The sequence below is a fragment of the Meiothermus sp. genome (genome assembly GCF_026004075.1).
Lineage (GTDB): Bacteria > Deinococcota > Deinococci > Deinococcales > Thermaceae > Meiothermus.
The window spans coordinates 1,268,230-1,280,438 of sequence record NZ_BPIK01000001.1 but is presented as its reverse complement, the minus strand read 5'-3'; the positions used below and the strand labels follow the sequence as shown (position 1 = coordinate 1,280,438).

9 protein-coding genes and 1 pseudogene are annotated in these 12,209 nt (G+C 59.1%); 2 read left to right on the top strand and 8 right to left on the bottom strand.

Going from position 1 to position 12,209, the window contains the following annotated elements; all coding sequences use genetic code 11:
• Positions 1-7 precede the first annotated feature (7 nt).
• A complete protein-coding gene (floA, locus tag Q0X18_RS06110) occupies positions 8-997 on the bottom strand; it encodes a flotillin-like protein FloA (protein ID WP_297559792.1) in 990 nt (329 codons plus the stop codon).
• A gap of 120 nt (positions 998-1,117) precedes the next feature.
• Positions 1,118-2,392, bottom strand: coding sequence for a nodulation protein NfeD (locus Q0X18_RS06105; RefSeq protein ID WP_297559789.1), 1,275 nt, complete (start codon positions 2,390-2,392; stop codon positions 1,118-1,120).
• 271 nt (positions 2,393-2,663) lie between these two features.
• Here Q0X18_RS06105 and aroE point away from each other — a divergent pair, with 271 nt between their 5' ends.
• Positions 2,664-3,428: a shikimate dehydrogenase gene (gene aroE, locus Q0X18_RS06100; protein ID WP_374707523.1), complete on the top strand. Its 765-nt coding sequence runs from the start codon at positions 2,664-2,666 to the stop codon at positions 3,426-3,428.
• Positions 3,425-4,028, top strand: a pseudogene (locus Q0X18_RS06095) (YigZ family protein). Before aroE ends, Q0X18_RS06095 begins: the two are co-directional and overlap by 4 nt.
• A gap of 26 nt (positions 4,029-4,054) precedes the next feature.
• On the opposite strand, the gene Q0X18_RS06090 reads toward Q0X18_RS06095, so the two are convergent.
• The 6 genes from Q0X18_RS06090 to Q0X18_RS06065 all read right to left on the bottom strand — a co-directional run bounded on the left by Q0X18_RS06090 (position 4,055) and on the right by Q0X18_RS06065 (position 12,209).
• The gene (locus Q0X18_RS06090; protein ID WP_297559785.1) at positions 4,055-5,785 is read right to left on the bottom strand and encodes a ribonuclease J; all 1,731 of its coding nucleotides are present in this window, start codon (positions 5,783-5,785) and stop codon (positions 4,055-4,057) included.
• Between the two features lie 100 nt (positions 5,786-5,885).
• Positions 5,886-8,030 (bottom strand): polyribonucleotide nucleotidyltransferase, encoded by a 2,145-nt coding sequence (gene pnp, locus Q0X18_RS06085; protein WP_297559783.1) that lies wholly within the window; start codon positions 8,028-8,030, stop codon positions 5,886-5,888.
• A 421-nt stretch (positions 8,031-8,451) separates the two neighbouring features.
• A complete protein-coding gene (gene rpsO, locus Q0X18_RS06080) occupies positions 8,452-8,721 on the bottom strand; it encodes a 30S ribosomal protein S15 (RefSeq protein ID WP_297559781.1) in 270 nt (89 codons plus the stop codon).
• A gap of 70 nt (positions 8,722-8,791) precedes the next feature.
• A complete protein-coding gene (locus Q0X18_RS06075; RefSeq protein ID WP_297559779.1) occupies positions 8,792-9,949 on the bottom strand; it encodes an MFS transporter in 1,158 nt (385 codons plus the stop codon).
• 82 nt (positions 9,950-10,031) lie between these two features.
• Positions 10,032-11,714, bottom strand: a complete 1,683-nt coding sequence (locus tag Q0X18_RS06070) for a cbb3-type cytochrome c oxidase subunit I (RefSeq protein WP_297559777.1) — start codon at positions 11,712-11,714, stop codon at positions 10,032-10,034.
• 12 nt (positions 11,715-11,726) lie between these two features.
• Positions 11,727-12,209 carry a cytochrome c oxidase subunit II gene (locus Q0X18_RS06065; protein WP_297559774.1) on the bottom strand — a complete coding sequence of 161 codons (483 nt, stop codon included), beginning with the start codon at positions 12,207-12,209 and terminating at the stop codon, positions 11,727-11,729.

The window sequence follows — 12,209 nt, the reverse complement described above, 5'->3', positions numbered from 1 at the left end:
TTTACACCTACCGTTGTGCTCCACCATCGGGGGTACCACCCCCACTGGCCTTACTGATGGACTCGCGCATATCGGTGTCGGCCTCGATATTCTTGAGCTGGTAGTAGTCCATTACCCCCATGCGACCGCTGCGGAGTGCTTCAGCCAGGGCCATGGGTACGGCGGCCTGGGCCTCTACCAGCTTGGCCCGCATGGCCTCGACCAAGGCGGCGTTCTCCTGCTCCACTGCGACCGCCATGGCACGGCGCTCCTCGGCTTTGGCCTGAGCAATTTTCTTGTCGGCCTCGGCCTGGTCGGTGCGGAGCTGAGCTCCAATGTTCTTGCCCACATCCACTTCGGCGATGTCCACCGAGAGAATCTCGAAAGCGGTGCCGGCGTCCAGGCCTTTAGCCAGCACAGTTTTGGAGATGCGGTCAGGCTGCTCGAGCACCTGCTTGTGATCTTCCGACTGACCAATAGAAGCCACAATGCCTTCGCCCACCCGAGCCACAATGGTCTCCTCGCCGGCCCCGCCCACCAGGCGGTCAATGTTGGCGCGCACCGTGATGCGGGCGGTCGCCAGCAACTGGATACCGTCCTTGGCCATGCCCGCGACCATGGGGCTGGTGATTACTTTAGGATTTACCGAGAGCCGGACAGCGTCCAGCACATCGCGCCCCGCCAGGTCGATGGCAGCGGCACGGTCGAAGTTGAGCTTGATGCCAGCTTTGTCGGCGGCAATGAGGGCGTCTACCACCCGGTCAACATTCCCGCCCGCCAGATACTGAGCCTCGAGCTTGGCAACCTCAACTGGAATACCTGCTTTGAAGGCCTTAATCATAGGGTTCACAATTTTGGCCGGTGGGATGCGGCGAAAGCGCATACCTACCAAAGAAGTCAAGGGTACATTAACACCTGAGAACAAGGCCGTGATCCATAAGGGAACCGGCACTAGATAAAAGAACAGGAAAACTGCCAGTAAAACGATGCCAGCGATGATTAAGGCTCCAAACTCCATGCGATCCTCCTCGAGATCAACCTACTAGGTCTACACAAACAGTTGTCAGTTCTAGCACCGACTGCTTTCTAAGGGTACATCATCGCCAAAAGGCCAGGTGTAAGCAACGCAAACTCGCGTTTAGGCCTCCACTTTCCGCACTACTACCCGGGGTCCTTCGACCTGGATGACCCGAACGGTCTGGCCCCGATCTATAAACTCGCCCATGGTGACCACATCTACCCGTCGGTCGCCGAACTGGGCTGTGCCTGCGGGGCGCAGGTCGGTGAGGGCCTGGCCGATGGCTCCCAGCAGCGACTCCAGCTCATTTTTAGGGGGCGCTACTTCTTCCACAGCGCTGCTCAACACAAAGGGTCGGGCCACCCGACCCTTAGGGAGGTAGCGGAAAATTAGGAACAAACCAAAGGCCAGCCCAATGATGGCAAAGGAGCCTACCTGCAGGGCCTGATCGCCAAAGGTAAAATAGATTGAAGCGCCGATAAGTCCAAGCCCAACCAGACCCGGCACGCCAAAGCCGGGGGTTACAAATAGCTCAAATACCACCAGCAGCAGGCCGCCAAAGAGCAGGATGATGGTGAGGGCACTGGAAAGGCCAGCCAGATATCCTCCCAAAAAGAACAGGCCCAGCGAGGTGAGGCCCACGATGGCCGGAATAAAGGTTCCAGGTGTGAAAAACTCCAGGATAAGCCCCAAAACCCCCACCGCCAGCAGGATGGCGGCGATTGTAGGATCGGTCAAAAAGCGAGCCACACGTACTTGAGGGCCGGGCTGAAGCTCCTGGGTCTCGGTATTGAAGCCGGCTTTCTCGAGGGCCGCCCGCAGACTGGCTACCTCGGCATCGGCTACCTTGAGTTCCACAGCTTTTTTGGCTGAGAGTGTGAGGGGCTCGCCTTTGGTGGTGATACCCCGTACTTCGGCTTCTGGATCTACCATTGCTTCGGCAATGTTGGCGGGGCGGTTGCGGGCTTCGGCTACGGCCCTGAACTTGCCCTTGAGGGCTGAAATGACTTTTCGGTCGGCAGCGGTGGCGTTGCCCACGACTGGAGTAACGGTGATGGGCAGGGCTGCGCCGATGTTGGAGCCGGGCAACATCATGATCTGCTGAGCTGCCAACGAGATCAGGGCTCCGGCAGAAAAGGCGTTCTCGATCACGGCCAGGGTGGGTACGGTAGAAGCCAGAATGCGGTCAGTGATGCGAATGGCGGCGTCTACCCTTCCTCCAGGCGTATTGATCCGGAAGACCACGCCGCTTGCACCTTCGCGCTCGGCCTGATCGAGGGATTGCTCGATGAAAGTAGCCAGCGGCCCGTCGATTATTCCCTCGATGGGGACGATGTAAGTTTTGGCCTGCGCCAAAGAGGCAACCAACAGGAAAACGAAAAGTAGCTTTCTCACCAAGATTATCTTAGCAAGCCGAGCTTGGGGGAGTGTAAGGTGGGCGGGGCATACCGAAAAGGGTGGGGCTCGAGGGGCGCTTTAAGTACCTCAGACTAGGCTCATTGCAGCAAACGGCGTTTTTCTGTTCGAAAACTTAATGCGCTTCTCGCGGGAGCCTAGGATGAGGAAACATCAGGGGTAGAGCGCTTAAGGCATAAATTGGTCGTAAAATCCGAACGTGAAACTCGGTTTGATTGGATTTCCGGTAGGACATTCACTTTCTCCAGCCATGCACGAGGCAGCCCTGAGGGCGGCTGGATTAGAAGGCTCGTATCAGGCTCTCGAGACCCCCCCGGCGTTTCTACACGCACGCTTACTGGAAGTCCGGCGGGGGTTTGCAGGAGTCAACGTGACCATCCCGCATAAAGAAAACGTACTGGAATACCTTGACGAGATAAGCCCGGAGGCCAAAGCCATTGGGGCGGTAAATACTATCGTCTGCGACCAGGGTCGCCTGGTTGGCTACAACACCGATGCTCTGGGGTTTATCTACGCTTTGGACGAGGCGGGCATTGCCTACCGTAACAAAAAGGCCCTGATCTTGGGAGCAGGAGGGGCTGCCCGGGCCATTGCTTATGCCCTCAAAGAGGCAGGTGCACGTGTAGCCGTTTATAACCGCACCCGTGAGCGGGCCATGGCTCTGTGTGAGGCCATGGGGCTGCAACTCATTTCCGAACCATTGTTGACAACGGAAGTTCTTGGCTGTGATCTGCTGATCAACACCACCAGTGTAGGGCTCAAAGATCCTGGCAGCTCACCTTTACCGTCAGGTCTGCTACCGCAGACAGGGGTAGTGGTGGATATCATCTATAATCCACCCACCACTCGACTGTTGCATGAGGCCAGAGAGGCCGGGCGGGTGACCCTGGGTGGACTCCCTATGTTGGTTTGGCAAGGAGCTTTGGCTTTTGAGCTTTGGACAGGTATTAAACCCGATGTTCAGGTGATGTATGCCGCAGCCCGTGCCGGGCTTCAAAACTTATCATCCTTATGAGCCATACACGCCTTACCCTGCAGGGGCCCTACCGATACGAGCTCGAGGTCAAACGTTCGCGCTTCGTGGCCCATGCGGCACCCCTAACAAATCCCGAGGCAGCCACTACCTTTTTTACAGAAGGTACAGGACTTGCAGGCAACCCATAATTGCTGGGCCTACAAGGTGGGTGCTCAGTACCGCTTTTCCGACGATGGTGAGCCAGCCGGAACTGCCGGACGTCCCATCCTCAGCGCCATTGAAGGGCAGGGTCTGGAGGGGGTGATGGTGGTGGTTACCCGCTATTTTGGCGGCGTCAAGCTGGGAGCCGGAGGGCTGGTGCGGGCCTATGGGGGTGTGGCCTCGGAGTGCTTGAGGCAAGCCCCCAAGCGAGCCATCGTGCCCAGGGTGCGTTGTGAGCTTCAAGCCCCCTTCGAGTTCAGCAACACATTGTTTCACTTAATCGGGGGCCCCGAGCGCGAAAGCGAAACCTACAACGAAGCCGGGGTGTGTTTGGTACTCAACCTGGAAGAAAAGCGGCTGCTCCAGTTTCAAACGCAGGTGCGAGACCTGACTCGAGGCCGTGCGAGTCTGCGCATCATCGAACACTTCGAGGCCTAGAGGGGAGCGACAAAGGGTTTTGAGCGCTACCCCTCAATCACAATCGGGAGAATAACCGGGTTACGCCCGGTGTTTTTGGCGATGAACTTTTTCACCGGATAGTAGATGTCGTCGCGAATCTCCTCGAGGCGCTTCTTTTCCCGTACCCCCTTGTACAGAGCGTCCATCGCCATTTTGCGCACCTCACCCAACAGGCGCTCGCCAGCCTTGACGAAGCCTTTGGAGATCACCTCCACCAGCGGGTCGCGGCTGACCAGGGCGGTAATAATTACCACCCCCTCGGCGGCCATGTGGTTGCGATCCTCCAGGATTTCGTCGGTAATATCACCCACCCCCAGACCGTCCACGTAAAGCTGGCCGTGGGGAACGGTTCCGTCGAACGCAATGTTGTCGGCTGTGAGGCGGATCAGGCGCCCGTTTTGGGGAATCAGGATTTTTTCCGGCGGGTGTGGGATGCTCTGAGCCAGCCACTTGAAGTTGACCTGGTGGCGGATCTCGCCGTGCCAGGGCAACAGGAATTTGGGGCGGGCCAGGTTGAGCACGGTCTTGATCTCTTCGTGGCTGGCATGACCGGAGGCGTGCACGCGGTAGCGGGGCGGATAAAACACATAGGCCCCCAGGGCATATAGCTGATTGATGACGGTGTTCACCGCCTCCTCGTTGCCGGGAATTGGGCTGCTGCTCAGGATGACGGTATCGCCCTCCTTGATGGACATCTTGCTGTGAGCACCAGCGGCCAAGCGTGCCAAAACGGCCTCGGGCTGCCCCTGTGAACCGGTGGTAATCACCAGCACCTGCTCGTCGGGCAGGTCTTTGATTTCGTCCAGGGTGTAGAAGCGGTCTTTTTGCTTGAAGTAGCCGAGCTCGAGGGCAATACGGGCATACTTGAGCATCGAGCGCCCTTCCACGGCAATTTTGCGCCCATACTTTTCACCGGCCGTGACCACCGACTGGATGCGGTGGATGTGCGAGGCGAAGGTAGTTACAAAAATGCGTCCTTTGGCTGCTCCAATCACCTTATCGAGCTCTTCGGCCACCTCGGATTCGCTGGGCGTAATGCCAGGCCGCTCGCCGTTGGTGGAATCAGCAATAAGGCATAGCACCCCCTCGGTTCCGGCCTGGGCGATTTTTTCCAGGTGGGAGGTCTGGCCGTCTATAGGGCGTTCATCGAGCTTGAAGTCGCCGGTATGCACGATTCTGCCGATGGGCGTATGAATGACCATCCCGAAGTTGTCGGGAATGGAGTGGGTCATGCGGAACAGGTCGAGCTGGAAGTAGCGCCCAATGGAGATGCGGTCGTCGGGGGAGACCTCTTTGAAGTTATAATCCCCCACCGCGAGCCCAAACTCCTCGAGCTTGCCCCTGACCAGGCCCAGGGTTAGCTTGGCTCCATACACCGGAACCCGCGGCAGTTGCGGAAACAGGTAAGGCAGGGCTCCGATGTGATCCTCGTGGCCGTGGGTCAGCACCCAGCCCCGGATGAGATCTTTGTTCTGTACGAGATAATCTATGCGTGGAATCACGATGTCCACGCCGAGCATCTTGGCGTCTGGAAAGGCCAGGCCGCCATCAATGATGAACATCTCGTCTTCGTAGCGGATGGCCGTGATGTTTTTGCCGATTTCGCCGGTTCCGCCCAGGAACACGATCTCGACGGCTCCGTCGGGCTTGCCTAGCAGGATTGGCCCTTTGGGCTTGGGTCGCTCCTGCCGCCGCCGAGGGCCCCGGGGACGGCTAAAAGGTGGGTTATTGTTCATGTTTGCTCCAAAAAACACCGTGGGGGAAGCAGGGCTTGGCTCCACGCAAACAGGGGGTGGGTGGCTTCAGCCCCAAGCCCACGCCCTGCACGGCAAAGATTTATCGTCGAACAGGCGGTTTGCGCGGGGCAATCAGGCCCTCGAGCTCCGGGCGAATCAGATCTACCCGCCCCTGCTCGTCAATCTTGTTAACCTTGACTTTAATTTTTTGCCCCAACGAGAGCACGTCTTCAACTTTCTCTACGCGCCCCTGGGCAAGCTGGCTGATGTGCAGCAGACCATCTTTGCCGGGTAAGATTTCAATGAAAGCCCCAAAGTTGGTAATCCGGGTAACCGTGCCTTCGTAGATCTCGCCCACCTTGGCCTCGGCGGTCTGGCCCAGGATACGGGCTTTGGCCTCTTCGGCTGCAGCCGCGTTGGCGCTGTAGAGCCGGATGGTGCCGTCCTGTTCGATATCAATTTCCACCCCCAGCTCCTCGAGCTGGCGGATATTTTTGCCGCCGGGCCCAATAATGCCCCCGATTTTTTCGGGGTTGACCTTGAGGGTGAGGATGCGGGGCACGTGGGGCTTCATCTCGGCGCGGTGGGTGGGCACGGCGCGTTCCATCAGATTCAGGATGTGTAAACGGGCCTCGCGGGCCTGGTAGAGCGCCGCCCGCATAATCTCGGGGGTCAGGCCCTTGATCTTAATATCCATCTGGAGCGCGGTCACACCGTCGCGGGTGCCCGTAACCTTGAAGTCCATGTCGCCCAGGGCGTCCTCCAGGCCCAGGATGTCGGTGAGTACCACGGCCTGCTCACCTTCCTTGACCAGGCCCATGGCCACGCCCGCCACGTGTTTTTTGAGCGGAACCCCGGCATCCAGCAGGGCCAGACAGCCGGCACACACCGTGGCCATACTGGAGGAGCCGTTAGACTCCAGCACATCGCCCACCACCCGGATGGTGTAGGGAAACTCCTCCCTGGAGGGCAGCACGGCTCGCAAACCGCGCTTGGCCAGGTTGCCGTGGCCTACCTCGCGGCGGCTCACCCCGCGCAGGCGCTTGACCTCGCCGGTGGAGTAGGGGGGGAAGTTGTAGTGCACCAAGAAGGGGTCTTCGGTCTCGATTCCCAGGTCGTCTACGAGCTGGGCATCGCGGCCGGTGCCCAGCGTAACCACGCCCAGCACCTGGGTTTCGCCCCGGCTGAAGATGGCCGAGCCATGGGGCTTGGGCAGCACGTTGCTCTCGATCCAGATGGGCCGAACCTGCTCTGGGGTGCGGCCATCGGCCCGCTTGTTCTCCTGCAAAATGAGCCGGCGCAGCTCCTGCTTGACCACCTCATCAAAACCCTCGGCCACCAGCCTGCGCCGCTCCTGATCTACCGAGCCGTCTTCGGCAGGGGGCACGAACTCTTCCAGCAAAGCTTCCGCAAAGGCCTCGAGGGCCGCCGAACGCTCGCCCTTGGAGGCGGTTTGCAGAACACTGGCAAGCCCCTTCTCCACAGCCCGTCGGTAAAGAGCGGCCTGGGTATCGGCGTCCAGCTTGGCCGGGGGCTCGTAGGCGAACTTGGGTTTGCCCAGCTCAGCGCGCATCTGTTCTTGCAGCTCGAGGATGGGCTGCATGGCCCGATGAGCGAACTCGAGGGCCTCCACCAGACGGTCCTCCGAGACCTCCTGCGCCCCGGCCTCCACCATGATGATGGCATCTTTGGAGCCGGCCACCACCAGGTCGAGCTGGCTATCCTCCTGGGCCACCGGGTTCAAGACCAGACGCCCGTCCTGCAGCCCTACCCGCACCGAGGCGATGGGGCCATCCCAGGGGATATCCGAGAGCATCAGGGCTGCGCTGGCTGCAATGGGCCCCAGGATATCCGGGGTGTTTTCCTGGTCGGCAGAAAGCACCGTTAGCAGCACCTGCACCTCGTGCCGGAAGCCCTTGGGGAAAAGGGGCCGGATGGGCCGGTCGGTCAGGCGGGCCGAGAGGATGGCTTTTTCGCCGGGCCGCCCTTCTCGCCGCATAAAGCTACCCGGAATGCGCCCGACGGCGTAGTGCCGTTCTTCAAACTCCACCGTCAGGGGCAAAAAGTCGGCCTGAATGGGCGCATCGGAGGCCTGGGCTGTGGCCATTACCACGGTTTCGCCATAGGTAACCCAGACCGATCCGGAAACGTGCTTGGCGTACTTGCCGGTCTCAATGGTGAGCGTGCGCCCCCCGACGTCTACGCTGTAGCGTCGTGCTTGGGGTATAGGGTTTTCCTCATTCATATCTTCTCCTGAAAGCCCAGATATAGCGCTGGGTGCGCTGAAAGACGTTTTTATGTCTGGCTTGTAGGCTCTATGCCCAACTGTAACCAGTGTGAGCCTGCGACAGTCGCGGCTGCATATGTCGAGCTGCTTACTTTTGTTTTTACAAAACCGCCCTGGGCTATGGGTCGCTTAGATGCGGCACGCACAAGAAAGGCCCCCATGGCAATTTGAGCGGAGAGATTCGCGTGCCACACACTCGAGGGGATAAATGAACAGCCTATGGGTTGGGGCATATTCTAGACGCCGAGCTGGTAATTGAGTCTAAACTGAAATAGAGCATGGTTTTAAGGTTCTGGCGGAGCCAAAACCCCCGGCCCCGCCTACCGAGTCGCCTATATTGTACACGATAGAGAACATCCGGGGTCGCCCCCGGAGTTTCTTACTTGCGCAGCCCGAGCTTTTCAATCAGTGCCTTATAGCGGGCCTTGTCTTTATTTTCCAGGTAGCTCAAAAGCCGCTTGCGCTGACCTACCATGATCAAAAGGCCCCGTTTGGCAGCCGCATCTTTTTTGTTGGCGGTTAGGTGGGCCGATAGCCGGTTAATGCGCTCGGTGAGCAGGGCCACCTGTACCTCGGTGGAGCCGGTATCGCCGGGCTTGTGGGCATGCTTCTCGATAACGCTGGCCTTTTCTTCTCTAGTAAATGGCATCTGTATCTCCTTGTCGGGTGAGCCGCAGTCTGCTGACCGGGGCTTCCTCATGGCCCATAGATGGGGCCAACTAAGAAGTATAGCCGCGCCTGGACGTAGGGTCAAGCCAAAATAGGATTACCGCAGCAACGGCAAGGCTGGCCGCGGTGAAAAAGGCCAGACTGGAACCGAAATGCTGCCATAAAAAACCAAACAGGGTGCTGGCCGGTAGCAGGAGCAAGCCTACCAGGGTGTGGTAAAGCCCAATGGCGCTGGCCTTTTCGGTTGCAGGGATAATCTGGGCCAGATAAGCCCGGCTGCTGCCTTCAAAGGCCGCACTGTACAGGGCATAAAGCAAGAATAAAACAACGCCCTGCCAGCCAGCGCTGCTGAGCCCGAACCCCAGGTACACCAGGGCGTAGGTGACAAAGCCCAGCATCACCAGAGCTCGAGCCCCCACCCGGTCGGCCAGCGATCCCAGGGGGTAGGCCATTAGGGCATAGAGCAGGTTATATGCGGTGTAGACCAGGGTGGCCTGGGCTGCACTCAGCCCCAGGTCGCTTAGGCGCAAAATCAGGAACGCATTAGACGACAGACCCAGCGTAGCCACGCCCGTTACCAGCAAGAACCAGCGATAGCGAAGGGAAAAAGCCGATAGCCGAAGGGGTGGAAGGGGCCTGGCCTGGCCTCGCTTCTCTCGTAAAAAGAACAGGATGACCAGGGTGGCCAAAAGAGCCGGAATGGCCGAAACCCAGAAAACCCCTCGGAAGTCCAGCAACGGGAGAAGTAAAAAGGCCAGCAGCGGCCCAATGGTTGCCCCCAGACTGTCCATGGCACGGTGAAACCCGTAAGCCCGCCCATAGCTGTCCTGGTCTACCGTTTCTGCAATCAGAGCATCCCTGGGGGCCGTGCGAAGCCCTTTGCCTATCCGATCCAGAAAGCGGTAAGCCAGCACCTGCCAGGGCGCTACGGCCAGGGCCAGTATGGGCCGCAGCAGAGCCGGGAAGCCGTACCCCAGCAGAATAAGCGGCTTTCTGGCAGCCATGCGGTCGGAGATCCGCCCCCCCACCACCTTAAACAGACTGGCCGTGGCCTCGGCGATGCCCTCCACCAACCCCACCACCGTTGTGGAAGCCCCCAAAACCCCGGTCAGAAACAGTGGGAGTAGCGGGTAGACCATCTCGGAGGCAATGTCCGTAAAAAAACTCACCGCGCCTAGAACATATACAGTGGGAGGCAGCTTCCTCATCAGTTACACTCTATGTCCGACTCACAGATAACTGAAGAATGCCCCTGAGCTTATCCAGGGACATTCTTCTGAAGGGGGGAAGCTACCAGAGCCGCTGACCCGGAACGGGATTCATGTTGGTGAACATCTGGAAGAGCACCGGGCCATAGGCCAGCACCACCAGCACCACTGCGATACCAAACCAGAACCAGACCCGTTCGGTGAGCTGGGCCAGCCCGCTGCCCTCGGGCTTGGACATCACCTCGGTGAAAGGTACCTCGGCAAGCACTTTGACTGGCTCCCGGCGGTTTTGCAGGGCCGTGGCGAAAATCACGTAGAAGAACAGCAGGGCTGCGATGAACAGGATAACCCCTGAGACGATGTTCAAGACCATCCAGGCCGCGCTTTCTTTATAGGCCTCCATGGCGATGGGGCTGGCGGAAATGTGCGCACGGCGGGGGATAGCGTAGAGGAAGCCCATCCAGTGCAGGGCGAAGGTCATGATGAACATCCCCAGGAACCACAGCCACTGCGAGGCCACGGCCATTCCACGGGCGACGAGGGGTTTGCCGGTGAGGTGAGGAATCAGCCAGAAGGCCGTGCCCATGGCGGCCATGGTCACCAGGGTGCCTACTTGCAGGTGGAAGTGGCCTGGGATCCAGACGGTGTTGTGCACGTTCTGGTTCAGGTTGAAGCTGGCATTGACTATACCGCCGGCCCCGCCTGGGATGAAGGCCAAGAAGCCCAGCAAGAAGGCCAGCACCGTGGGGTTGTTCCAGGGTAGGACTCCAATCCAGCCCAGCAGGCCCTTACCGCCGTTGGCCCGGCCTGCAATCTCGAGCGAAGCTGCAATGGTAAAAGCAGTGATCAAACTGGGAACTGCAACCATCATGGTCAGGATGGTATGAATCATCTTCCAGTAGGGGGCGATGCCGGGGTCGGCGAACTGGTGGTGGAAACCCACCGGCACCGAGAACAGCAGGAAGAGGATGAAAACCAACCTTGCTAAAGGGTCGGAGACCAGCTTGCCCCCGGCCAGCTTGGGCAGGGTTACGTAGGCCAGGGTATAGGCCGGCAGCAGCCAGAAATAGACGATGGGGTGGCCGGTGTACCAGAACAGGGTGCGCATCAAGAGCGGGTCTACCCCCGCTACCAGCCCAAACGACCAGGCAATCAGAAACAGCGCCTCAACCACCAGCCCCAGGCTGGCCAGGAACCACATCAGCCAGAAGGTAACTGCCATGAAGGTAGCCAGGGGGGTGATTTTGCCCGGGTTAGCCCTGCGCCAGCGGGCCCACATCTCCAGCACCAGGTAGATGCTCACATAGCTCGAGAGCACAAAAATAGCCGCGCCCAGATAGAAGGCCCAGTGCGCCTTGAGGGGGGCATAAAAGGTGTAGAGCACCGAGGCTTCGTTGAGCAGCAGGGGCACGGCGGCCAGGAGCAATCCACCCAGCGCCATCCAGAACGAGACCCAGGCCAGGGTCATGTTGGGCCGCAGACCCAGTTCCCGCGCTGGCAGATAGACCATGATGGTCTGGGCGAAAAGCTGGGTAAACACGATGGCATTGAGCACTCCGTGGAGGGTCAGCCCCTGGTAGTAGTTCTGGAAAACTGGCTTAAGCAGGGGGTAGAGATCCAGACCCCCGTAGTTCATGGCCTGGAAGGGGCCAAAAAACGTGCCCAGCGCCAGGGCTGCAAAGCCCAGCATCATCATGTACAGGGCGTACTTCTTTTCGGGTGCAGATGCGTAGGCATCGTAGTTGAACAGGGTTTTGACCGCCATTGAGCACTCCTTTTACGGCTCCACAATGAGCTTGCTGATCATGTTGGCGTGGCCGATTCCGCAGTATTCGTTACAGATGATGGGGTACTCGCCGGGCTTGGTGAAGGTGTAGCTCACCTTGGCGATCTCTCCGGGAATCACCTGTACGTTGATGTTGGTGTTGTGTACGTGGAAGCTGTGTTGCACGTCCGGGGAGGTGACGTAGAAGGTGACCTTCCTACCCACCTTGAACCGCATCTCCGATGGTAAGTAGCCAAAGGCAAAGGCCTGTACATAGGCCACGTACTCGTTGCCCACCTGCTCGACGCGGGGGTTGGCAAACTCGCCCTCGGTACGCACCTTGGTAGCATCGATACGACCCACACCCACTGGGTTGGTGTTACCTTTGGTGAGCATCAGATAGCCTACCAGGATTATGAAAACCGTAATCATGGCCAGGCCGAAGAAGATCCAGGCCCGCTCGTAGCGCTCGATGATGTGTTCCTGGTGTTCCAT